General features: G+C 68.8%; 19 protein-coding genes and 1 pseudogene. 8 read left to right on the forward strand and 12 right to left on the reverse strand.

Translation table 11 applies throughout. From position 1 onward, the window contains the following. Window positions 1-92: 92 nt before the first annotated feature. Window positions 93-2,573 (reverse strand): tetratricopeptide repeat protein, encoded by a 2,481-nt coding sequence (locus PV419_RS26955; RefSeq protein ID WP_319693348.1) that lies wholly within the window; start codon window positions 2,571-2,573, stop codon window positions 93-95. Window positions 2,574-2,665: 92 nt separating this feature from the next. Next, on the reverse strand, window positions 2,666-3,328 hold the full coding sequence (def, locus tag PV419_RS26960) for a peptide deformylase (protein ID WP_319693350.1): 663 nt from the start codon (window positions 3,326-3,328) through the stop codon (window positions 2,666-2,668). A gap of 110 nt (window positions 3,329-3,438) precedes the next feature. Here def and PV419_RS26965 point away from each other — a divergent pair, with 110 nt between their 5' ends. Both PV419_RS26965 and PV419_RS26970 read left to right on the forward strand, forming a co-directional pair. After that, on the forward strand, window positions 3,439-3,996 hold the full coding sequence (locus tag PV419_RS26965) for a winged helix-turn-helix domain-containing protein (RefSeq protein WP_319693353.1): 558 nt from the start codon (window positions 3,439-3,441) through the stop codon (window positions 3,994-3,996). A gap of 122 nt (window positions 3,997-4,118) precedes the next feature. Further along, the gene (locus PV419_RS26970) at window positions 4,119-5,057 is read left to right on the forward strand and encodes a MerR family transcriptional regulator (protein ID WP_319693355.1); all 939 of its coding nucleotides are present in this window, start codon (window positions 4,119-4,121) and stop codon (window positions 5,055-5,057) included. Between the two features lie 140 nt (window positions 5,058-5,197). On the opposite strand, the gene PV419_RS26975 is transcribed toward PV419_RS26970, so the two are convergent. After that, window positions 5,198-5,329 (reverse strand): hypothetical protein, encoded by a 132-nt coding sequence (locus PV419_RS26975; RefSeq protein ID WP_319693357.1) that lies wholly within the window; start codon window positions 5,327-5,329, stop codon window positions 5,198-5,200. Window positions 5,330-5,522: 193 nt separating this feature from the next. Here PV419_RS26975 and PV419_RS26980 point away from each other — a divergent pair, with 193 nt between their 5' ends. Beyond that, window positions 5,523-5,969, forward strand: a complete 447-nt coding sequence (locus PV419_RS26980; RefSeq protein ID WP_319693359.1) for a pyridoxamine 5'-phosphate oxidase family protein — start codon at window positions 5,523-5,525, stop codon at window positions 5,967-5,969. A 231-nt stretch (window positions 5,970-6,200) separates the two neighbouring features. Further along, window positions 6,201-7,238, forward strand: a complete 1,038-nt coding sequence (locus PV419_RS26985; RefSeq protein ID WP_319693360.1) for a tetratricopeptide repeat protein — start codon at window positions 6,201-6,203, stop codon at window positions 7,236-7,238. Window positions 7,239-7,382: 144 nt separating this feature from the next. On the opposite strand, the gene PV419_RS26990 is transcribed toward PV419_RS26985, so the two are convergent. From PV419_RS26990 to PV419_RS27005, 4 genes and pseudogenes are all read right to left on the reverse strand, one after another. Continuing rightward, window positions 7,383-7,766, reverse strand: coding sequence for a hypothetical protein (locus tag PV419_RS26990; protein WP_319693362.1), 384 nt, complete (start codon window positions 7,764-7,766; stop codon window positions 7,383-7,385). 598 nt (window positions 7,767-8,364) lie between these two features. Then, window positions 8,365-8,748: a VOC family protein gene (locus tag PV419_RS26995; RefSeq protein WP_319693363.1), complete on the reverse strand. Its 384-nt coding sequence runs from the start codon at window positions 8,746-8,748 to the stop codon at window positions 8,365-8,367. Window positions 8,749-9,109: 361 nt separating this feature from the next. After that, a pseudogene (locus PV419_RS27000) lies at window positions 9,110-9,355 on the reverse strand (helix-turn-helix transcriptional regulator); the annotation flags it as partial. 58 nt (window positions 9,356-9,413) lie between these two features. Continuing rightward, window positions 9,414-9,974: a class I SAM-dependent methyltransferase gene (locus PV419_RS27005; protein ID WP_319693365.1), complete on the reverse strand. Its 561-nt coding sequence runs from the start codon at window positions 9,972-9,974 to the stop codon at window positions 9,414-9,416. Window positions 9,975-10,024: 50 nt separating this feature from the next. Here PV419_RS27005 and PV419_RS27010 point away from each other — a divergent pair, with 50 nt between their 5' ends. Beyond that, window positions 10,025-10,996, forward strand: a complete 972-nt coding sequence (locus PV419_RS27010) for an aminoglycoside phosphotransferase family protein (protein WP_319693366.1) — start codon at window positions 10,025-10,027, stop codon at window positions 10,994-10,996. 76 nt (window positions 10,997-11,072) lie between these two features. Then, window positions 11,073-11,318 carry a hypothetical protein gene (locus PV419_RS27015; protein WP_319693368.1) on the forward strand — a complete coding sequence of 82 codons (246 nt, stop codon included), beginning with the start codon at window positions 11,073-11,075 and terminating at the stop codon, window positions 11,316-11,318. Window positions 11,319-11,557: 239 nt separating this feature from the next. On the opposite strand, the gene PV419_RS27020 is transcribed toward PV419_RS27015, so the two are convergent. Next, on the reverse strand, window positions 11,558-12,742 hold the full coding sequence (locus tag PV419_RS27020; RefSeq protein WP_319693370.1) for an MFS transporter: 1,185 nt from the start codon (window positions 12,740-12,742) through the stop codon (window positions 11,558-11,560). Window positions 12,743-12,840: 98 nt separating this feature from the next. On the opposite strand from PV419_RS27020, the gene PV419_RS27025 reads away from it, so the two are divergent. Beyond that, entirely contained in the window at window positions 12,841-13,926 is a 1,086-nt protein-coding gene (locus tag PV419_RS27025) for a helix-turn-helix domain-containing protein (protein ID WP_319693372.1), read from the forward strand. Between the two features lie 138 nt (window positions 13,927-14,064). Here the strand turns inward: PV419_RS27025 and PV419_RS27030 are convergent, their stop codons facing one another. Together PV419_RS27030 and PV419_RS27035 are read right to left on the reverse strand one after the other, a co-directional pair. Beyond that, window positions 14,065-14,250 carry a DUF1737 domain-containing protein gene (locus PV419_RS27030; protein ID WP_319693373.1) on the reverse strand — a complete coding sequence of 62 codons (186 nt, stop codon included), beginning with the start codon at window positions 14,248-14,250 and terminating at the stop codon, window positions 14,065-14,067. Window positions 14,251-14,381: 131 nt separating this feature from the next. Then, window positions 14,382-15,578: a cytochrome P450 gene (locus PV419_RS27035; protein WP_319693376.1), complete on the reverse strand. Its 1,197-nt coding sequence runs from the start codon at window positions 15,576-15,578 to the stop codon at window positions 14,382-14,384. Window positions 15,579-16,499: 921 nt separating this feature from the next. Between PV419_RS27035 and PV419_RS27040 the strand changes: the two genes are divergently transcribed. Beyond that, complete coding sequence (locus PV419_RS27040) at window positions 16,500-17,666, forward strand: acyltransferase (RefSeq protein ID WP_319693377.1); 1,167 nt, start codon at window positions 16,500-16,502, stop codon at window positions 17,664-17,666. A 130-nt stretch (window positions 17,667-17,796) separates the two neighbouring features. Here the strand turns inward: PV419_RS27040 and PV419_RS27045 are convergent, their stop codons facing one another. Both PV419_RS27045 and fabD read right to left on the reverse strand, forming a co-directional pair. Beyond that, window positions 17,797-19,020, reverse strand: coding sequence for a cytochrome P450 (locus tag PV419_RS27045; protein ID WP_319693379.1), 1,224 nt, complete (start codon window positions 19,018-19,020; stop codon window positions 17,797-17,799). A 94-nt stretch (window positions 19,021-19,114) separates the two neighbouring features. Continuing rightward, on the reverse strand, window positions 19,115-22,408 hold the full coding sequence (fabD, locus tag PV419_RS27050) for an ACP S-malonyltransferase (protein WP_415925393.1): 3,294 nt from the start codon (window positions 22,406-22,408) through the stop codon (window positions 19,115-19,117). Window positions 22,409-22,414: the final 6 nt, after the last annotated feature.

The following is a 22,414-nucleotide window of genomic DNA, read 5'->3' on the forward strand; positions in this document are numbered from 1 at the left end:
AGCTCGCGCCTGATGATCGCGGCGATCTCGGAGAGGGCACAGGGCGATGGGTCATCCGGTAAAAGCTGCCTTGAACTCCCGGGCCAGCGCTCTCAGTCGTCGTCGAATTCCAGGTCGTCGCCGGACATGTCGTCGGTGCCGTCGTCGAACCCGTCGTCGCCGTAGTCGAGCCCGTAGTCCGGAACGGTCCCCAGCTCCGTGAAGTCAATGACGTCGTCGAGGTCGGGCACATCGATGTCGATGCGGTCCGGGCGTCGACCGCCCGTGCCAGAGGACCGCTGCGGGCTGCCCCGCGAGCTGCCCCGCCTGCTCTCGTGCTCCTCGCCGAGCACATGGGCCGCCTGATGCCGCGCCATGCCGATGGCCCGGCGGCGGGCGCTCCGACCGCGGAGCTGTTCCACACGGGCGCGTACCCGCTCGGCATCGCCTTGCATGCCTTCCCGCTCGAACACTTCAGCGGCCTGTTCGAACGCTGGGCGCGCGAGCCGTATCCGGCGGGCCTGGAGGTGAACCAGGCCGAGGTTCTCCAGCGCTTGGGCCTCTTGGCGGCTCTCCCGCAGCTCGCGGAAGAGGGCGGCGGCCCGTTCGTAACCGGTGGCGGCGTTCCGGTCGTCGCTCTTGCCGCGCTGCGCGTTGGCCAGGTTGGCCAGCGACTCGGCGACACCGGCCAGATCGCGCGCCTGCTCGCGGAGCGCGAGAGCTTCGGCGTGGCAGCCGGCCGCGCGGTGGTGGGCACCGCAGCGCTGGTGGAAGTTGCCCAGATCGTTGAGGAGGACTGCGACCGCGGCCGGATCGCCACCTTGTCGGCAGATGGCCAGGCCCGCTTCGTACCGGATGATCAGAGTGCCGGAATCCCGTTCATGCGCGCGATAGCGCTCCAGGAGCGCCAGCACGTCGCCGACCACCGCTCGGGCCCCGTCGCTGTCTCCACCGAGCAGGAAGAGGGTCATGGCGTTGCCGTAGTACGGGAGGGCGGACGAGACAGGGGACGACTGGGCGTGGACATGACCCAGCCGGCGCCGGCATTCCGCCTCCGCGTTGTGGTCCCCGGCCGAGTGCGCCGCAGTGGCGGCGAGTTCGAGGACGGTCAGCCGGTCGCCGGTGCGACAGCGTAGCTCCAGATACCCGGTCAGCCGCAGGGCGAGCCGTACGGCTGGGCCGTGCAGGCCGAGAGCCCCCGCCGTCCGGACCGCTTCGATCAGGGTCAGACGCTGTTGGTCCAACCACCGGAGGGCCTGCCGGGATCCGGTGAACATGCCGCCCTCCGCCGACGTGGCAGCCGGGCCCCGCCACGTTTCGGCCTCTTCGACGGTCCGTACGTAGTAATCGAGCAGCCGCTCTACGGCGGCCGTGCGCTCGGAGTCGGTCTCCTCGGTCCGGGCCAGGTCAGTGGCGTAGGACCGCAGCAGGCCCTGGAACCGGTATCCGCCGTACTTTGGCCCGCTCTCCGCCAGCAGGTGGACACGGAACAGATCCATGAGCTGAACCGCTGCCTCGGCAGCCGGCAGCGCACCGAGCGAGGCGGCCTCCTCGACCCCGAAATGGGCACCTGGATGCAGCGACAGCAACCGGAACAGCCGGGCCTGCGCGGCGGGCAGCCGGGTGTAGGACAGTTCGAAGGCCGCTCGGACGGTGGCCGCGCCGGAGTCCGGTGCCACCAGTCGCGAGGCGTCCCGCAGCCGGTCGGCGAGCGCCGACACCGGCAACCGCCGGTCGGCCACCAGTTCGCCTACGGCCAGGTCCAGGGCGAGCGGGAGCCGACCGCAGGCTTCCGACAGCCGGCGTACCGCATCCGGGTCGGCAGCCGCCCGCGCATCGTCGTGATCGGCAGCCGCCAGCGCACGGGTCACGAATGCGACGGCCTCCGCAGGCTCGAACAGTCCCAGAGCGTGATGACGCACCCCCATCAACGCGCCGTGCGTCAGCCGGTGGCGGCTTACGACCACGGCGCAGTTGCGCGGATGCGGTGGCAGCAGCGGTTCGACTTCGTCGAGGGAGGAGACGTTGTCCAGCACGACGAGCACGGGCTTCCCCCGCTTGGCCAGCGTGCTCACCGTGACCCGGTACTGAGCCATACGGTCGGCGGTCGTGGCCCCGACCTGTGGCGCGGCCACTCCGAGCGAGTGCAGCAGAGCGCCCAGTGCGGTGAATACGGCAGGCTCCGCGGACGCTTTTGAGGCATCGCCGAGATCCGCGTAGATACCGTTGAGATACCACCGGCGTCCGATCGTCTCCCGGGCAGCGCGCAACACCAGCGCTGTCTTTCCCACTCCGGCCGGGCCTGACAGCACGAGCACGGTGTGGCCCGCGGCCCAGGCCCGCTGCGCTTGCCGCCTGGCTGCCCGTGTGGAGCGGCTATGCACGGGTGTTTTCGGTGCTTTGCGGGGACTGAGGTCGGCCAGCAGCGCATCGAGTTGCTGTTCCCGGCCGACAAAGACGGCCGGTCCCCGCGGCAGGCCGTCGACCTCCTGGGAAGGAGCCGGAAAGACGGTGACAAAAACGCTGTCGATGCTGCCCGCCTGGACGACGGGGCCGAAAGCCATCCCGCTGAACTCGTTGCGGATATCCCCCATGGCTGATTTCTAGCGCAAGGACGCCTCCGCCTTCCAGACCGTCGGCCCTGACCGTCTGGTCAGCATGGAACAGGCCCTATGCCACCTCCCGGTCACCGGCCCAAACGGGCTGCTTTGATCGCGCGTTGCGCGAAGACATCGTCACGACGGTCTGCCATCTGCCGCAGCGCGTCCTTGCGGTCTCGCTTGGACAGTCGGTCGAGATAGGTGTGGCCCAGGAGATGGTCGGTCTCGTGCTGGAGGCACCGCGCGAAGTAACCCATTCCTTCGACAACAAGGGGGTTGCCGTCCTTGTCGAGTCCGCGAACGACAGCACGATCAGTACGGGGCACCGTCATAGTGGCACCGGGCACGGACAAGCAGCCCTCGGATTCGTCAACGAGTAGGCGGCCACCCGGATCGGGCAGGTCGAGAACCGGGTTGACGATGTGGCCGACATGGCGGATCCCATACTCGTCCGCGCAGTCATACACGAACAGCCTCAGGTCGACACCTACCTGGTTGGCGGCCAAGCCGGCACCATCGGCCACATACATCGTCAGGAACATGTCGTCGATTAACGCGGACAGTTCCGGAGTACCGAACTCGGCTGCCTCCTGGCACGTGCGGCTCAGGATCTCCTCGCCCACCACCGTGATGCGGCGCACCGAACCCCGTTCGGCCTCTGGCGGCAGAGCGGGATACGAGTCGACGGGTTGGCCCTGCACACGGACTCGCCGGTCTACGGGACGGGGCCGGTTATGGCGAACGGACATCGCGGTTTCCCCTTCTGCGCACGCCATCCATGCGGCGGACGTCACCGCAGGCTGATGCCTTCGATAAGAACCTCTTGCCAGGCACTTTGCAAAGTAGCAGACTTTGCAAAGTGACTGAAGACGATCTCAACCCCCTGCCCGAACAGACACGGGACATCGGCGACGAGCTGCGCAAGCACGAGGTCCGCACGGCCCTACTGGACCTGCTGGCCGAAGTCGGCACGGTCACGGCGACCGAGGCCGCCGCCCGGCTGGGCTACAGCTCGGGGCTCTGCTCGTTTCACCTTCGGCAGCTCGCACGCCACGGATACATCGAGGAAGCCCCTCACCACGGGGGGCGTGCACGCCCCTGGCGCCTGAGGCAGCGCAACCTCACCGCCGGTGCACCCGCGGAGGAGGGGTTCGGCGACTTGGCCCGAGGGCTGGAGGACGAGAGCTGGCAGCGATGGCTCGCCCAACGCGACCGAGCGCCGGCCGAATGGCGTCACGAGGAAGCCTTCAGCGCTGTCGCCTATCTGACGCCCGAAGAGATGACCCGGGTCGCGGACGCCATCCGACGGGCGCTCGCCCCCTACCAAGACCGCGAACAACGCCCCCTGGCGCGGCCTGAAGGCGCCCGGCCGGTGGCCCTCATCACCCGGCTGTTCCCCTTGCTTCCCCAGGAGTGAGCGGTCTGGACGTCGGCGAGCCGATTGCGCCGGCGATGCCACGGTGCCCGCCTTTAGGGTTGACGGGTTTCCCGGAAGGATGGACTTGAGTCTCCAGTAAGGGGAGACACAAAGGTGGAGGCATGGACGGCGACACGCTCTACACGATCGGGGCACTGGCCCGGCGGACCGGGCTAACGGTGAAGACCATACGGTTCTACTCCGACACCGGAATCGTGCCGTCGACTGACCGCAGCCCGGCTGGCTACCGGCTCTACGACCTGCGTGCGCTCGCGCGTCTGGACCTCGTACGGACACTGCGTGACCTGGGACTCGACCTCGCCGTCATCCGGCAGGTGCTGGACCGGGAGGTCTCGGTGCCGGAGGTCGCGGCAGCGCACGCCGACGCTCTGGACGTGCAGATCCGCACCCTGCGACTGCGTCGCGCGGTGCTGCGAGCGGTAGCCAAGCGGGGCTCCACCCCTGAGGAATTGAACCTGATGCACAAGATCGCAAAACTCTCCGACGACGAGCGCCGACGCCTCGTCAACGACTTCATCGACGACACCTTCGGATGCCTGGACGCCAATCCCGACTTCGTGGACATGATGCGCTCTGCCATGCCCGACCTGCCGGACGACCCCGAACCCGATCAGGTCGACGCCTGGGTAGAACTCGTCGAACTCACCCAGGACCCGGACTTCCGCACCTCAGTGCGCCGGATGGCCGAGCACCAGGCAGCCGAACGCGCCCAGGGCGACACCACGGGTCTGCACCACGACCTCACCGAAACCGTCCGCGACCAGGTCGGCCACGCCCTCACCGCCGGCATCTCCCCCACCTCAGCCCAGGCCGCACCCATCATCGACGCCCTCACCGCACGCTACGCTCAGGTCTTCGGTCGCGCCGATGACACTGACCTGCGTCGCTGGCTGCTGACACGCCTGGAGATCGCCGGCGACCCCCGCGCGGAACGCTATTGGCACCTCTTGGCGGTCATCAACGGATGGCCTGTCCCGCCGAGCCTGGCGCCGGTGTTCACCTGGTTCATCGAGGCCCTTCGCGCCGGTCTCAAGCCGTAGCCGCTGCCGCGCCCGCGCCCTCCGGTCCTCGCGGTCCGAGATTCGGGCCGCGAGGACCTCGGGACGCTCGTCGCGCTGCCCGGACCTCGGCCAACGACTTCCGCCATGCCCGGTGCCGGCACCGCTATTCCCTGCGTCACCTACAGGAACTGCTCGACCTCGTCCAGCGTGTGGCAGTGGAGCGGGGAGACTTGTACGACGCCGTCCAGGCCGAGTGAGCGCAGGATGCGTTCGGAGTAGGGGCTGCTCGCCACGCGCTCGTAGACGATCACGCCGCACTCATCTGTTCGTGACGGTGGATGGCGCGCAGGCCGGCGTGGCTGCGACGTTGTTCAGCGGCCCCGGCAGAACGCCTTCCAGCGGCCTCAGTTGATCGTCTTGACCTTTTCTTCCGGTGGCTCGGAGCGTCTGAGGCTTTGGTCGTAGGTCGTAGGCCGGTGGTGAAGTGATCGGCGGCACCAGAAGATGGGAGACGTGGAATCTCCTGGTTTTGATGTGGACGCCTTCCTGCAGCAGCCGCTCACCGCCCGCGTCGCGACGAGCGGGCCAACGGTGCGTCCTGTCTGGTTTCTCTGGGAAGAGAGAGCCTTCTGGACCTTGACAGGCCCTTGGGCCCGGCTGTTCGACCGCGTGAAGGACGACCCGAACGTCGCCCTCGTGGTAGACGAGTGCGATCTCGCGACGGGGCGTGTCCGGCAGGTGATCGCTCGGGGCCGGGCCGAGCTTGTCCCCTTCGATGTGCCAAGGGGGCGGCGCAAACTTGCCCGCTACTTGGGAGCGGACGAGGCTCTGTGGGACGAGCGTTTCGTGCACTACCTGCACGATGATCCGGGCGAACGAGGCACGATGTGGTTGCGTTTGGTGCCCGCATCGCTCACCGCGACGGATCTCAGTTACTCCGTGGCGTCGTGATGGTGTACTTCGTGGCGTCGTTCTTCTGCGCCTTGGTGCGGGCCAGTCGGTAGGACTCCGGTTCCGGTCTCGCCGACATCCGACAGGTCTTGCGCGGTGAGACCCCACAAACATGGCGCTCTCGCTTCGACATACGAGATACTGAGTGACAACACCTCGGTCAGTACCGGAACTCCCCAGTCAGGTGGCCCAGGTCGTTGCGCCTACCTCTACGCGGACGGGGTGAACTCAATGGCGGGCCTCATCACCAACGCGGACTACAGGCAATACGCCTCAGCCTGGGTGACGGTCAGCCGGGCACTGGATCGGGCTCGAGAGGAATCGCTGGATCACCAGCCGCGTCGTGCACTGTCGCTCTTGAACACTGCCGTCAACCTGGCCGAGCGCGATCTGGCCCCCATGGACAGGCTGTTCACTGATGTACGGGGTGCCTACGTACTCGCGCTGTTCGAGCTCAAGAAGTACCGACAGTTCCGGCACCTGGCCGGGTCCGCCATCCGCCACCTCAGCCGCACCCACGGACCCGATAGTCCCGAAGTGCTGAAACTCCGCGCCCGACAGCGTCAGTTGCCGCAACTGGTCACGCCCCGCAGAGAGCGGCCGCTAGTGGCTGCTCTCCAGCGAGCCGAGGACACCGAGCGACACAAAGGCCCCCAGGACAAGGCCACCACAAGGGCCTGGTTCAAGGTTGCCGCTGCCTATCGCAAGGCCGATCGCTACGACGACATGCTGCAGCTCTACGAAGAAAGGATCAACGATACCCGCCGCGAGCTTGGAGCTGATCACCCAGACGTCGCCTTACTTGCCCAGACCGCTGCCGAAGACGCCTGGCAGCTGGGCCATGTTCAACCAGCGGCCCAGCTGTACGCGGTCTACTACGCCGCCGAGAAGACTCACGCTGACAGCGAGGGCGCACCGCTGGGCGCCTACGGCGCGGCTTCGCTTCGCCACCAAATGGCGTCCTTCCACCTGGCGGCCTTCGATCCGGACGAGGCCGAACCGGTCCTGCGGGATGGCCTGCGCATCCTGGACACCCACACCATCGGCCCCCGATCGGTCAAGCGCGCCGAAGCCGACCTGCGGCCCATGCTGGAACACGGGCTGGGCACAGCACTGTGTCAGCAGCTAGACGGGCCCAACGCGAGCAAGCACTTCTACCGCGCCTTTGAGAACGCCCAGGCCATCGGCTCCGAAAGGGACCTGCGCAGGTACTTCACGTGCGCGGTCTTCGCGGGAGAGCAGTGGAGAGAGCACCTGCGACGGCCGTAAGAGGCCAGGTCGTCCCGGGGTGACTGTTCTATCCGCCTTCTGTCGAGTTCCGGGCTGCCTCCCGTTGCTACGCCACTCCTCCGCTCCGAGCAACGCCGAGAGTTCGGATTCAAGGTGCCCACACATTGCTCGCCTTCAGGCATATCACCGCGTCAACAGCATCGCTGCGAGCAACATGACGATCACGGAGACGACGCAGAATGCGAGGTGTGAGCGTGGGTAGTCCCACCTCTCACGCGTCGCACCCGTGTTGCTCTCGTGCGCCCACCTCACAAACAGCTTGCGAGTCGGGAACATCCCGATCGTCAACCCGATGAGGGCAAACGAACACATGACGAGCATTTCGGCCAGAGCGAAACCTCGCCGCACACCAAGCGCCGCCGCTCCGGTGCCACACAGAACCCAGATGAAGGGATACACCATCCAGAACTTCTGGACCGGTACCCATCTAGCCATGGCGGAGCAGTGGATCACGAGGGCTATGACAGCCATGAGCCACAGCCACTCCGTGGCAACAGACGTGAGCACGGACTTCCCCCTTGAGTCACTTTGACTCCACAGAGGCTAACAGTGAGATCGGTGAAGTGGCCTACCCGGTCTTTGACGAGGACCAGGGCAGGGTTGTGGTCGTAGCCGGATCACTGGGAAGGCGGCATCGCCACTGAACCGGACGGCCACGGTCTCGGACGCTCACGAGGTGGCGTGACCACCAAGCTTGCACCTGGCGGTCGAGCAGGGACAGAAGCGATCTGTGTCCCCGCGTCGGGCCGGGAAGGCCCTGCGTCCGGCCCGACGCGTGCGTGCCGACCGGGCGTACGCCTCTCGGAAGAACCGGGCCTCCCTGCGCAGACGCGGGATCCGCTGCACCATCCCGGACAAGGCCGATCACGTCCGCAACCGCAAGAAGCCCGGCTTTCGCGGCGACCGTCCGCCGAAATCCACAAGACCGACTACCGCCAGCCTCACGCGGTCGAGTGCAGCATCAACCGCCTCAAGAGGCACCGGGCCGTGGCCACGAGGTACGGCAAACTCACGGTCCGCTACGAGGCGACCATTCGCATCGCGGCCATCGGCGAGTGGTTGTGACCAGCTGTCATACGAAACCGGCCAGGATGGCGCGTGAGCTTCAGGAATTCATCGCGGCTCGGTCGGACTCGCTGCGAAGAACGCAGAATTCGTTGCCTTCGGGGTCGGCAAGGACTGCCCAGCCAGAGCCATCGGGGTTCCGGTGGTCGGTGACAAAGGTGGCGCCGATCCCCAGCAGCCGTTCCACCTCCTGCTCACGCGAGGTCTCAGGGCGCAAACACAGATGGATCCGGTTCTTGATCTTCTTGAACTCGGGCACCTGGTTGAAGTGCAGCACTGGGCCCTCCGCCAGCAGCACCTGAGTCTCCCGATCACCCGGTTTGTCCTCCGGATGCTGTGGATGGCCAGTCACCGTGCTCCAGAACCGCGCCAGCTCGTAGGCATCCGTACAGTCAATCGCCACGTTCTGCACTACCGAAACCATGCGCGCCAGCCTTCCTGACTTCCACTCCAGACGCCACCGAGTTGCGCTCATCGTTCACGCGCACAGCTCAGGCATCTTGCCGCGTCGCCGATGACGAGCCGGAACTCCTCAAGCTGGTTGACGCCCGCTCATCTCGCTGGCCGGCTATCAGACCCCGGCAGCACTCCGGCGCCGCGGGGCCGCGCGGTTCACCCGATGGCTGCGTGCCCGCGAAAGTCCAAGTTCTCAACGAGAAGGTCGCCGAGGCCGACCGGCTCATCGAGGCCAGGTTCCGAACCCACGAGCCGGCCGCAATCGTGGCCACGATGACCGGCATTGCCCGCTGCGAGGCGCCATTTCGGGGCCAGCGGCTGTTCACACAGCGGGCGGCGAGATTTTCGAGGAGGCGGGCGTAGGCGGCGCGCTTCGGCGGCCGCGGCTCGGCCCGGCCGGTCTCCCAGTTTCCCACCGACTCGCGCCGGGTCTTCAGTGCCCTCGCGATCTGCGCCTGACTCCGCCCTGCCTCCTGGCGCAGACGTTTGCGCTCGGCGGGCGGCGGGAGGGGGTCGGCGACCTGTTCGAGCAGGGCGTCGACCGCACTGAACAGCGAGCGACCGGGGGAAGGCATCAGCGGCGTCGGGCCCAGAACAGAGCGTGCCGCCCTCGCCTTCGGGCACGAACTCCTCCTACTCGACCGTCAGCCCGGCTCGAGTGATCCAGGCCCGGTTCGTGGCGGCGTCCGCGTGACTCCACCACATAGCAGTCCCGCCGCCCAGCCAGTCCTCGTCGGCACCGGTCCAGGCCCGATGGCCAGTGGTGCCCAGGAACCAACCGCCAGGTCGCAGCCATCGGGCGACCTTCCCCAGCAACGGAAGCTGTTCGTCGAGCGAAATGTGGATCAGGGCGTAAAAGGAGACGACGGCGTCGAAGGAGGCCGGCGCGAAGTCCACCGCGGTAGCATGGGCGCGGATGAACTCGGCCTGCGGCACGAGCTCCCGGGCCCTGCGGATCCGCACCTCACTGATGTCGACGCCGGTAACACGGTGACCCGCGGTCGCCAACGCGCGGGCGACGGGAACCCCGCTTACGCACCCAAGATCGAGCACCGTCCCCCCGGCCGGGATACGACCGGACCGTTCGCTGATCCACCGCTGGTACTTCGTCTCGGCGTCGTACGCCTGGTCATACCGGAGGGAGAGCGCGTCGTACCCACGCCGGACCAGCTCTTTGGGATCTTCGATGTCCACGCCGGTGCACATGAGCCGCCCACGACGAGAGGCCGCGAACGGTTTCCACGATGACAAGTGACCGCGATGAACGTCTCGCCACGCCAGGGCTGGTCATGCCCGAGGCCACTGGTAGCCGAAGGATGGCCTGGGCCGCGGTGCCCAGGGAGGTGACGGCTCGGATCGAGCAGGTGCTCGGCAGCCCGGTTGCCGGCGCGTTCAGCCAGCCAGGCGGGTTTTCCGAAGGTCTGGCCGCGCGAGTGCACTTGGCGAACGGCAAGCGTGTGTTCATCAAGGCAGCGAGCTCGCTGGTGGCACCGGCAGTGGCAAACTTCCACCGTCGGGAGATCGCGGTCTCGCAGCGGCTTCCCGCCGAGGCGCCGACGCCGCGGTTGCTTGACGCGTACGACGACGGCACCTGGGTGGTGCTGGTCTTCGAAGAGATCCCTGGACGTCTTCCCGCCCAGCCGTGGCAGCCTGACGAACTGGACAGGGTGCTCACGGCAGTCACCGATATGGCCGAGGTCCTGACGCCGTCGCCCATGGACGAGGCGATCTTGAGCAAGCCGCGCCTCGGAGGGTGGCTGGAGATAGCGGCGGACGCCGCCACCAGGGCGAAGGTAGAGAAGCTGTCGCCGTGGGCGGCCCATCATCTCGATGAGCTCGTCGCCCTGGAACACAACGCTTCTCTGGTCGGCAGCACGCTCCTGCACGGAGACCTGTACCCATTCAACATCATGCTGACCGCTGACCGTGTGTTCGTCGTCGACTGGCCGCATGCCTGGGTCGGCCCCCGGCACTGTGACGCGGTCACACTGCTGTCGAGCGCGTCGCTCAGCGGCGTGGATCCGCAACCGATCGCCGAGCGCCACGCTCTGATCCGTGACCTTGATCCCGTCCACGTCAATGAAGTGCTCGCACTGCAGGCGGGGTTCCTCCTGCGAGTGGCCGCCGTGGCCGGACCAGCCGCCGATCGCAACCTCGTGGCCATGATGACGGCCCTGGGCCTTGCTTCGCTGCGCTGGCTGGGACAACGGATGTGAAGCGGCCCCTTACGACAAGAGGCAATCCGGTGATGGAGGTGTCCTGAGGGCGGAGATCGAAGGCGCGCGCGAGGAGTTGGACCGGGCGGCCGAGTCGCTGCTTGCGGAGCTGCGTCGGCTGGCCGCGCGGCTCACCGCGGGCCAGGATCCGGATCCCTACATGCCGTCCGGTCCGCTCATTGTCGACTGGCATGAGCCGTTGCTGTACCAGTACCTCGCCACGGCCCGTGTCGAGCGCCTCGCCGAGGACTACGACGCCGCCGTGGTCACCCGCGCGGCGTGCTGCTGGCCTCGGCAAGCTGGCAGGTCACCGACGAGGTGACGGATGCGGGCAGTGACACGGAGCTGACCACAGCCGTTCGTAGGCCCGAACCCGGTATGCACCCCGGAGACGGTGCGACGGGGCTACGTGCTGTGCAACGAGTGCGACGGGCTGGGCTGGTGCCCTGTCTGTGAGAGGCGCGGGTGGTGCCCGAGCGAGGAACACGGCCGCGAGCGGTGTCCGGAGTGCTTCAGAAGGCGGCCCTGTCGGCGGGTTCGGTCCGTTGGTGCTCCGGTGGCTCAGTGGGCGACGGCGGAGGCGGAGAGGAGCGTCGCAGCGGCGAGACTGCCCCAGAGGGCGGCCGAGCCGTGGGGGGCGAGAGTGGTGATGACCACCGGGGAGACAGCGAGACCGAAGCCCGTGGAGAGCTGGAAGCGGGCGAGGGCGCGTCCCAGGACATGGGCCGGGGCGAGGTGGGTGACGAGCGCGGTGGCGCTGCCGGCATAGATGATCTCGCCGATAGTGCAGACCACGGACACCGTGGCGACGGCCGGGGCACCCCAGCCGTGTCCCAGTGAGGTGGCCGCGAGGAAGCCGAGGTAGGACACGGTGAGTACCACGCCGGCGAGAGCCAGCACGGTCCGCCGGGAGAAGCGGGACATCAGGACGGTGACCGGAACCTGCAGGGTGACCACCAGCACCGTGTTGGCCACGAAGATGGCTGCCGACCACACCGGGGACGCGTGCAACTGTGTCACCAGGACCAGAGGGAGCGCGATTTCGGGGACGTTGAGGCAGAAGGCGTAGACCACATTGGCGGCCAGCAGCGCGCGCATCCGGGGTGCGGGCCCGTCGTCACTGTCCTTGGCCGGGGTAGCGGCCGGATGCGCGCGCAGGTGAACCGACCACGCCAACGCCGCCGCAGCGAGATAGGCGAGCCCGGTGACGGCTGCCAGCGCCTGCAATGCGGTGGTGCCGCCCGCCAGGCACGCGGTGGCGAGGAGCGCGCCCGCGCCCAGGCCGGCGTTGCGCAGGGCGCGGCCCCCCGCGAGAGCGGCGTCGCGTTCCCGGCCATGGGCGACCGTGGCCACGAGAGCTGCGTGGGCGGCCGGCCATGCCTGGTTGCCGGTGCCGAGGAAGAGCGCCGCCGTCGCGAACGGCCAGACGTGCCCCGCCGGGGTGGCCAGCAACAGCGCCACGCCCAGCACCCGCACCAGCATCGACGCTGCCACGACCGTGCTGCGTGCGCCCCGGTCCAGCCATCGGCCCACCGCGGGCATGCACACCAGACCCGCGACGACGCCGACCGTCATGGCGGTGCCGGTGACCGGCGCGGACAGCCTCAGCACCGTCACCCCGTAGAGCAGCAGAAAGGGCCGCAGCAGGCCGGTGCCGAGCGCGTCCACGGCCAGGGCGACGGCATAGCGGGGGCCTCCGGAGGCATGGACGAGGGCGCGGGGCTGGATCTTGGTGGTGGTTGCCATGGCGTCAACGGTGCGTTGGGCCGCCGGGCTTGCTACGTCGGTTGACGGATACCGTCAACCAACGCCGTCGCCGGCCGTCCGATCAGTGATGATGAGGGGTGACATTGAGGATCGACATCAGCGGCCTGCCGTCCGAGCGACTGCGGTTCGCCGCCTCCCCGCTCGCCGAGCTGACCGCGATGCTGCACGTGCTGGCCGAACCCGGGCATCATCCGCAGCTCGCCGGCTGGGCCGCGGACGTCTGGGCCGGGCTGCGGCCGGAGCTGGCCGAGCGGCTCAGGGAGGCGGAGTTCCTCTGGCGTTCCTCACAGGCCGACTTCCTGATCCCGGCCCGGCCTCGGCCGACCCTCGCCGAGGAGCTGGACGACGTGGACCGGATCGACGACGAGACGTATGTGACCGCCGCGCTCGTCACCACGTGCGGCAGCAACCGGGTCCACTTCGGCGCGCCGTCGCCGCTCACCGACGCGACCGCGCGCGAGCGGGCCCTGGACCTGGCCCTGGCCCGCGGCACACGGCAAGAGGCCTTCGCGGAACGGCTGCTCGCGGACCCGGCCGCGGTGCGGGCGCGAGTGCGTCACACCCTCGAACAGTGCGCCGAGGCCTTCTTCGACGCCGCCTGGGCGGGCGTCGCCGTGCAGCTCGCCACCGACCTGCGCCTGAAGAACGACCTGCTGAAGCGCCAGGGCATCGGGTCGGCACTCGCATCGGTCTCCGGCGCGGTCACCCTGGCACCGGACGGCGACTGCATCATCGTGGACAAGCTGCAGGACAAGGCGACCGCCGCCCACGGCATGGGGGTCACCTTCATCCCCAGTGTCTTCGGCCGCCCGCACCTGGTGGCGGTCCACGCGCCCGGGTGGCAGCCGGTGGTGCAGTACCCCGTGGCCGAGCCGGGGCCATCGGAGCCGGTACCGCTGGAAACGGTCACCCTACGGCTGGAGGCACTCGCGCATCCGGTACGGCTGCGGCTGCTGCGCGCCCTGGCCCGCGGCCCGCACACCACCGGTGAGCTGGCCCACCTCTGGGAACTCTCACCCCCTGAGGTCTCCCGTCACCTCGCCGTCCTGCGCCGCGCGGGCCTGCTCACGGCCCGGCGGCACGGTCGTTACGTCCGTTACACCCTCAATCTGCCCGATCTGACGGCGCTGGGCACCGACCTGCTGGCGGCCGTACTGCGCTGAGTAGCGTCGGTCTGCCAGAACTGGGCCGAGCCAGGCATTCGGACACTTCCCATGCCCGATGTCACACCGTTAGTGCCAGTGCGGCCTCTGCAACCACCCCGGCGCATTCACCAGCCGCAGCAACCGGGGGCAAGGTCCCTACGACCGTCCTGGCCAGACCAGTGCCTGAGCGACGATGACGCTCTCACCGTTGAAGGTGACGGCGGGGCCTTCGTGCAGTTCGTAGCCAAGACCAAGCGCTTCGCTCACACGCCGGCAGAACGCGGCGTCGTCCGGTCCGGTCAGGACTCGGTAGATGGGCAATCCGTCTGGTGGTGTGCTCATGAGGAGAAGGATGCCAGGCGCAGTGCCCACCGAGCCAGTGGTCCGGAATGTTCCGAAGCCGAACACCCCCAAGGTCCGTAAATCCGACGACGTTTGCATGCGTGCAGTGCTGCCACAACACGACGTTGCGGTCATGCCGTCGGGATCGTCAGCCGCAGCGACTCCATCCCGATGTTCGCGCGTACCAGCCTGGCTCGGTGCGAGGTGCCCTCGGCGATGGCGTACTCCGGGATCCAGCGGTGCCACTCCTCGAAGACGAGCTGCATCTCCAGCCGCGCCAGGTGCGTGCCCAGGCAGCGGTGCACGCCGACGCCGAAGCTGGTGTGCGGGTTGTCCGGGCGGTGGAAATCGATGTCGTGGGGGCGGGGCCAGCATGTCTCGTCCCGGTTGGCCGTGGTCAGGTGAGTGTTGACCAGGGTCCCGGCGGAAACGGGGCAGCCCGCGATCTCTACGTCCTCGGTGGTGACCCGCGGCAGGAACGGGGCCGGTGGGTCGAGCCGCAGCAGTTCCTCCACGGCGGCGGGGACGAGGGAGGGGTCGTCCGCCAGCTCCTGGCGTCGCTCGGGGTGGGTGGCCAGCCGCTCCATCCCGAGGCTCAGCGCGTCGGTGACGGTCTCCAGACCGGCGAGCACGAGCATGAGGCATACGCCCATGGCTTCCGTGTCGGAGAGGCGGTCGTCGCCGTCGAGGGCCAGGATCTCACTGAGGATGTCGTCGCCGGGCTGGGTGCGGCGGGTCTGTATCAGCTCCGTCAGATAGCCGCCCAGGGCCATGGTCTGGGCCACCCTGGCGTCCCGCTCCTCGTCGGTGAGGACCAACTCGCCGACGGCGGCGGCAGTGAGTTCGAGAGCGGCGTTCTTCGACTCGATGAAGCGGTCGCGGTCGTCGAGCGGCAGTCCCAGCAGGGTCAGCAGCGCCTGCGCCGGGAAGGGGACGGCGATGTCCGCGAGGAAGTCACAGCTGCCACGGGCCTTCACGGCCTCGATGAGCTCGATGACCTGGGCGCGCAGCGACTCCTCCAGTGCCCGCATCCGGCGCGGGCTGAAGAAGGGCTGCAGGATCCGGCGGTAATGGGTCTGCTCGGGTGGGTCGAAGGCCAGAGGGATGAGGGGGTAGCCGGTCTCCACGGCGTCGAACGCCTTCTTTGCGGAGAACCGATTCGGTTCCCTGAGCACCGCCTTGACGGCGTCGAGGCTGGTCACCGCAAGGCCTCCGTCCATGTGCGCCGGCTCCCCGCGGGCCATCAGCATCCGCCAGGCGTCGTCCCGCCGCTCGGCCACCGGGAGGTCCCTGACTGCGCGCACGGTGTCGCTGTCAACACTGGTCATGGGCACTAAATCCGTTCATAGTCGCTTCCGCTGTTCATGGAGGTCGTGGAGCTCGTGGAGGTCGCGAGTCGGTATCCATCGCAGAACAGCGCCGAACCGGCGGTGGGCCCGACCGGGGATCCAGTCGCGGAAAACCCCGGGGCCCCAAGGAAAAGCTGGCCTTTGCGAGTCGCGAGTCAGCGCATACGGATTCGGCCGCGAATCGGCCAACTCTCTTAGGGCGCAAAGAATTCCCGTACGACTGAATCGCGAGATTACACCCGAAAAAGGGCGCCGCGAAGCCCTGACAGCACAGGGTTACCGCGCAACGCCCGACCACAAAAAGGTGAGGAACAACATCGTTGCACACACAGTTGAAAACATAGAAAATCAGTGCATCTTTGCATCTCTCCCCCGTGATTCCGGCCGCAGTGCGGCCGCAAGCCCCGTAGTCGCAATATACCCCGAAAATCGAACTGACCTGTTCGCCCCTGCGATCGACGGCTACGGTACCCAGGCCGACAGCGCGAGGCAATGAACACAGGGTAATGATCCGCTCGACCCCGAGAACTGAGCGTGACTCCGAATCCGTCCTCCTCCGTCAACTGCAGGAACAAAGGGCGCAAGCTCGGAATCCCCCGCCGGATATGGCCAATCGACGCAGGCAAGCGATCACCTTTCCGCGCCCTTGCGTCCAACACATCGGCATGCGGTTGGAGTTGCCGGTCAGAACCCGTCGCGGGGGACGGGCAATGTCGCCTATGGTGCTCCTGGTGCACCCGGCCGGTGAACGCGGGATCATGCAATCCGGTCCACCCGGCCAGGCCTATATCGCCATGTACGCCTTGGGGTAAGGGCGTTCACGACGCGACCCGACCGGTCGGCTGATCACATCTCTGCGCCCATAAACGGCCTACCCACATCCAGGAGGCATGGAAAGCCATGTCCGTCGAACCCTCTGCCGGTCGTCTGCCGTCTCTGACGAGCCTGCGTTTCCTCCTCTCCATTCCTGTCATCTGGTACCACATGAGCTATGTCTCAGGGATCTTCGACGGTTCCCTGCACAAGGCGCTCGGGATCGTGGCGCCGTTCGGGGCGGGTGCGGTGAGCGGCTTCTTCGTCCTCTCCGGGTTCGTGCTGACCTGGGCTCACAGACCCGGTGACCGGCCCGGCGGGTTCTGGCGGCGCCGGTGGTGGAAGATCTTCCCCAACCACCTGCTCGCCTGGACCATGACCCTGGTGCTCTTCGCCGTGGCCGCCTCCGAGATACCCATCCCAGCGCCTCCCGGAGACGGGACCGGGGCGGCTGTCGCCAGCCTGTTCCTGGTCCAGGACTGGATACCCGACATCGACGTGTATTCGGGTTTCAACACACCAGCGTGGTCGATCTCCTGTGAGGTGTTCTTCTACGCGCTCTTCCCCGCCCTCATCGTCGTCGCCCACCGGATCCCGGTACGCCGGCTGCGGTCGGTGTGGACGGCGCTCGCCGTGCTGATCGTCGTGATGCCGCTGGTCTCCGCTGCCATCCCGGGGCCGAAGCTGTACGACTGGCTCCCCATCAACGAACGCAGCCTGTGGTTCATCTACGTCTTTCCGCCCGTACGGCTGCTGGAATTCCTCCTCGGCATCGCCACCGCCCGTCTCATCCAGACCGGCACCTGGCCCCACGTCCGCCGCCGGTACCTTGCTGTCTCCGTCTTCGTGTTCTTCACCGTCCTGCCCTCTCTGCCCCCGCAGTACGCGATGGGCTCGGCGATGGCTCCCGCCTTCGCGGTGATCATTGCGAGGTTGGCCCTGGCCGACCTCCAGGGCCGCTCGCGACGCCTGCTCCGCCCGGCCCTGATCACCCTGGGTGACTCCTCCTTCGCCCTCTACCTCACCCACTTCCCGTTGATGATGGCCGTCGTCTACGCGATCGGCCCTGACCCCGACCTGGCTCCCTGGGTGGGCTTCGCGATCGTCCTCGGACTGATCGCCGTCGCTCTGGCCCTGTCAGTGGTCATCTACCGGTACTTCGAACTGCCCCTGATGCGCCGTTGGTCCGGCGGCCGCCAGACTCTGGCCCCGCCCCAGCCCGCCCCGGCTCCCACTCGCGCTTCCTCGACGTAGCCGGCATGCCGTCTCCTGCGAGGAAATGAGCAAAGGAGCGTCCGGATCAGCGTCACCGTGACGCTGATCCGGACGCTTGCTGTCTTGCGATCACCGGACCGATTCCGGTGCCCGGGGACGGCGGAACCCGTCACACCCGGATGGGCAGCCGGGCCGCCCCGCGCAGGCTCAGCAGGCCGTTCCACTCGACCTCGCCGTCCAGGCTCAGCCCCGGGAAGCGGCGCACCAGTTCGCCGATCGCCACCCTGCCCTCGATACGGGCCAGGGTCGCCCCCAGGCAGTGGTGGATGCCGCCGCCGAAGGCCAGGTGGCGGCGTGCGTTCTCGCGCTCCAGCCGCAACTCGCCCGCGTCGGGTCCGAAGAACTCCTCGTCCCGGTCGGCCCCGGCCAGGTTGGCGAGGATGAACGAGCCCGGCGGGATCTCGAACCCGCGGGCGTGGTACGGCTCGAGCGTGATCCGCCGGCTGTTGTGCACCGGGGCGTCGTAGCGCAGCAGTTCCTCGATCGCGTTCTTCTCCAGGTCCGGCTTGGCGCGCAGGAGTTCCAGCTGGTCGGGGTTGCGCAGCAGCGCCAGGGTCCCGCCGGAGATCAGGTTGACGGTGGTCTCATGACCCGCCACGTACAGCATGGTCACCTGGGCCACCAGCTCGTCGTGGCTGAGCACGTCCCCGTTGTCCTCGGCGGAGATCAGCGCGGTGAGCAGGTCGTCGGCCGGGTTGCGCCGCTTCCACGCCACGGCCTCGCTGACCAGGTCGAACAGCTCCGCGTCTGCGGCCTCGACGGCCTGCATCACCTCGACGTCGGTGGTCGGCTCGACGGAGCGCATCAGGGTGCTGGTCAGCACACGCATGCGCTTGGTGTCGGTCGGCGGCATGCCGAGCATCTGCGAGACCACGGTGAACGGCAGCGGGAAGGCCAGCGCCTCGACCAGGTCGCCGCCCCCACCTCTGGCGATGCCGTCGAGGGCCTCGTCCACCAGGGCGCGGATCCGCGGTTCCATGGCCTCGATCGCGCGCATGGTGAACGCCGTGGTGACCAGCTTGCGCAGCCGGGTCTGGGCCGGCGGGTCCCGGTCCAGCAGGGCCAGACCCTTCAGCCGCGGCTCGTCGGTGACCCCCGCCTTCGCGTACGCGTCGCGGAACGGCCCGGGAGCGACGTGGCGCTGCTCGACGGACAGCCCGGACCGCAGCAGCTCGGCCACATCCTCGTAGGCGGAGAACATCCAGAAGCCGCCTGGATGCTCGTGCACCGGCACATGCCTGCGCAACTCCGCGTAGTGCGGATACGGGTCGATCATGAATTCCGGGGTGAACGGATTGAATATCAGGGGCTCGCTCTGCGGCAGGGTGCTCATGGTGATCTCCTCTTCCGACCCGCGCGCACAGGCGTCGGCATCGGCATACATGGGAGGGACGGCGGGAGGGACAGGGGGTCGGGCGGATGACGGATCACATGCTCCAGGTCTGTTGGAGGCTCCTCAGTCGGGTGGTGACGTGGACGGCCGCGCCCTCCATGAGGGTGTCGGCGATGGCCTCGACGGTGCGGGCGCGCCAGGGGTGCAGCCCGGTGCCGGCGACAGCCCGGTTGAACGCGCCCATCGCCGGGCCGCAGTGGACGAGGTAGTCGACCCGGGACCGCGGGTCGCCGGCCACCGCGAGGCGGAAGCCGCGGGTGAAGTAGTTGCGGAACAGGTCGGCCAGCGCCACCTTGGTGTCCACCCCCGTGGTCGCGGCCGGGGAGTGCTCCCCGCCCAGGTAGCGGTCGAGCACCTGGGTCCTGGTGTCCTGGTCGAGGTCGTCGAACGAGGTGTTGCGGCGCCACAGTTCGTGCAGCCGGGAGGCCCGGGCGGGGAAGAACAGCCCGCGTTTGAGGTAGCGGGCCCGCACCCCGAGTTCGAACAGTTCGCCCCACGGGGCGGTGTCCACGTCGTACTCGTGCGCCTCCCGCAGGAGGTCCTTCACCGCGTCGCTGGTGGCAGCCTCGACCGAGCACTGGTTGACCGAGCCGGTCAGCACGAAGTCGGCCCCCATCAAGAACGCGGCCGCGGCCGCCTCCGGGGTGCCGATGCCGCCGGCGCATCCGACGTGCACCCGGTGGCCTTGCCCGGCCGCCTCGTCCCGCAGCCGCAGCACCGCGGGCAGCAGGGTCAGCGGATCCGCGGTGCCGCTCAACCAGCCGCCGTCCGCCTCGACGCACAGGTCGTCCGCCATGGGGCGGCCCGCCGCGGCGGCGGCCTCCTGGTCGGTGACCGCTCCCGCCGCGCGCAGCCGCGCGACCAGCCGCTCGGGCGGCGGGGCCAGGAACGCGGCGGCGATGTCGGTGCGGGACACCTTCGCCAGGATCCGGCCGCCCTTGAGCCGGAAGCGGACCAGGTCCTCGGTGATCAGGGGGTAGCCGGACGCCTCGACCAGGTCGACGCCGTGGCGCAGGAGGGCATCGACCAGATGGGCCTCCTGTTCGGGGGCGCCGTGCGGGTAGAGCAGGTTGGCGCCGTACGCGCCGCCCGGGCCGAGGTCGTCGACGAGGCCGCGCAACTTCCGGTCCAGCTCGTTGGCGGTGAGCCCGCCGGTGCCGAGGAAGCCCAGCAGGCCCGCCTTCGCCGCCGCGCGCACCAGGTCCCGGCCGGATACCCCGCCGTACATCGAGCCGATCACGTAGGCGCGGCCCAGGCCGTACCGTTCGCGGAAGGTGCGGGCGCCGAGCGTGTCGGCGGTGGGGTTCGGCGCGGCAGGGGCGGCGGGGCGTGCCGCGGTGGCGGCGGGGCTCGGCTCGGGGTGCGTGGGTGCAGTGGAGGGCGGGGAGGCCGGCGAGCCCGCCGGCAGGGGCCCGGCGGACTCCCTGATGCGCCGCACCAGCTTGGTGAGCACGTGGCCGGGGCCGAGCTCGATGAACTCGAAGTCGCCGTCGCCGTACCCCATCAGCCTGCGTACGGTCTCGGTCCAGCGGACCGGCGAGGCGATCTGCGCGGCGAGGCGCTCCCTGAGGGTGTCGGCCGTGTACGGGGCGGCGTCGACGTTCGCGAGCACGGGGATCGTCGGGGGGTACAGGGGGAACCCGTCCAGGAAGCGGGCGAATTCCTCGGCGGCCGGGCGCATGTACCGGGAGTGCAGCGGCGCGCTCACGTGCAGCCGGACTGTACGGGCCCCGGCGGCCTCGAACGCCGCGCACGCCGCGTCGAGCTGTTCCTGCGGGCCGGAGATCACGAACTGGTCCATGGCGTTGTGGTTGGCCAGATCCAGGCCGTCGAGGCCGGGCTCGGCGAGGATGCGGGTGACGGTGTCCTCGTCGATCCCGACCACCGCGGCCATCGCGCCGTCTCCGGCGGCGGCCATCAGCTCGCCGCGCCGCCGCACCAGGCGCAGTCCGGTCTCGAAGTCGAACACGCCGGCCGCGAACAGCGCCACGTACTCGCCGAGGCTGTGCCCGACGAGGTAGTCCGGCTCCACCGGGTCCTGCGCCGCCCGGTCCAGATAGGCCAGCGCGCCCACCACGTAGAGCGCGGGCTGGGTGAACTCGGTGCGGGCGAGCCGGCGTTGCGGGTCGGTGAGGCACAGCTCCTCGATCGAGTAGCCGAGCACGCGGTCGGCGGTCGCCGTGTGCTCCGGGAACCGCTCGAACAGCCCCGCGCCCATCTTCCGCCGCTGTGCGCCTTGGCCCGGGAAACCATAGACCTTCATGCGGTGTGCCTTCCTGGGTGTCGTCGCGGTCGTCCTCGCTGCTGGGATGTGCGGCCCCTCCCCCGGTCCCCCGCCGGGCGCGGCGTTCGCCACCGCTGTCGGCGGGGGCGCCGTGGCGCGCGGGGCCGTGGGGGGTGGGCGGCGGGCCTGGGCGCGGGCTCGGTCCAGGAGGCGGACGTCCTCGCCGAACGGGCTGAGCAGCGGCAGCGACGCGGCGTCCGCACGGTTCGGAAGGTTGCCGCGGACGAAGCTGTGCAGGGTGCCCGAGGGGCCGAGGTCGAGGTAGAGGAACGAGCCGCGGCGCCGCATGGCGGCCATGGTGCGCGCGAACTCGATCGGTCCGCGGGCCACCCGCCAGAAGTGTTCGGCGCTCGGCCGCTCCACCGTTTCGCCGTCCGCACAGGACACCCACGGGATGCGCGGCGGTGCGAACACCACGCCCTCGAAGGCGCTCCGGCACTCCTGGGACACCGGCTCCATCAGCCGGGAGTGGAACGCGTATTCCACCGGCACCCGCACATGCAGCACCTCGGCCGCGCGCAGCGCCGCCTCGGCACGGACCAGCGCGTCCTGCGCACCGGCGAGCACGAAGTTGCCCGGGTAGTTGCGGGCGGCGATCTCGCAGGCGCGCAGTTCGGGGACGCGGTCCAGCACCTCGGGCCCGGCGAGTACGGCGAGCATGCCGCCGGGTGGGCTCGCGCGCAGGGCGTCGGCCTGCCGGATCAGCAGCCGCAGGCAGTCAACCGGGTCGAGGCTGCCCGCGACGGCGGCTGCCGCGTACTCGCCCAGGCTGGAGCCGAGCAGGTAGTCCGGCTCGACCCCGGCCGCGCGCAGGGTCTCCGCGAGGGCAAGCTCGATCATGACGATCCCGGGGTGGGTGATCCGGGTCTCGATGAACGGGTCGTTCTTGCCCTTCCGCGGGTCGTAGATCCGGGCGAGCACCGACTCGCCGAGCTCCTCGGCGACCGCGGCGTCGTAGCGGTGCAGCGCGGTGCGGAACACCTCGTTGTCGTCGTAGAGCTCCCGGCCCATGTGGTGGTACTGCGAGCCCTGCCCGGAGAACATGAACAC

Origin of the sequence: Streptomyces sp. ME19-01-6 (assembly GCF_033793745.1) — a bacterium.
Lineage (GTDB): Bacteria > Actinomycetota > Actinomycetes > Streptomycetales > Streptomycetaceae > Streptomyces.

What these genes read in the sequence shown, in the direction of transcription:
- PV419_RS26955 (WP_319693348.1), bottom strand. Translation starts at nt 2,573, where the DNA reads ATGGGGGATATCCGCAACGAGTTCAGCGGGATGGCTTTCGGCCCCGTC.
- def (WP_319693350.1), bottom strand. Translation starts at nt 3,328, where the DNA reads ATGTCCGTTCGCCATAACCGGCCCCGTCCCGTAGACCGGCGAGTCCGT.
- PV419_RS26970 (WP_319693355.1), top strand. Translation starts at nt 4,119, where the DNA reads ATGGACGGCGACACGCTCTACACGATCGGGGCACTGGCCCGGCGGACC.
- PV419_RS26980 (WP_319693359.1), top strand. Translation starts at nt 5,523, where the DNA reads ATGGGAGACGTGGAATCTCCTGGTTTTGATGTGGACGCCTTCCTGCAG.
- PV419_RS26985 (WP_319693360.1), top strand. Translation starts at nt 6,201, where the DNA reads ATGGCGGGCCTCATCACCAACGCGGACTACAGGCAATACGCCTCAGCC.
- PV419_RS26995 (WP_319693363.1), bottom strand. Translation starts at nt 8,748, where the DNA reads ATGGTTTCGGTAGTGCAGAACGTGGCGATTGACTGTACGGATGCCTAC.
- PV419_RS27010 (WP_319693366.1), top strand. Translation starts at nt 10,025, where the DNA reads ATGACAAGTGACCGCGATGAACGTCTCGCCACGCCAGGGCTGGTCATG.
- PV419_RS27020 (WP_319693370.1), bottom strand. Translation starts at nt 12,742, where the DNA reads ATGGCAACCACCACCAAGATCCAGCCCCGCGCCCTCGTCCATGCCTCC.
- PV419_RS27030 (WP_319693373.1), bottom strand. Translation starts at nt 14,250, where the DNA reads ATGAGCACACCACCAGACGGATTGCCCATCTACCGAGTCCTGACCGGA.
- PV419_RS27035 (WP_319693376.1), bottom strand. Translation starts at nt 15,578, where the DNA reads ATGACCAGTGTTGACAGCGACACCGTGCGCGCAGTCAGGGACCTCCCG.
- PV419_RS27040 (WP_319693377.1), top strand. Translation starts at nt 16,500, where the DNA reads ATGTCCGTCGAACCCTCTGCCGGTCGTCTGCCGTCTCTGACGAGCCTG.
- PV419_RS27045 (WP_319693379.1), bottom strand. Translation starts at nt 19,020, where the DNA reads ATGAGCACCCTGCCGCAGAGCGAGCCCCTGATATTCAATCCGTTCACC.
- fabD (WP_415925393.1), bottom strand. Translation starts at nt 22,408, where the DNA reads ATGTTCTCCGGGCAGGGCTCGCAGTACCACCACATGGGCCGGGAGCTC.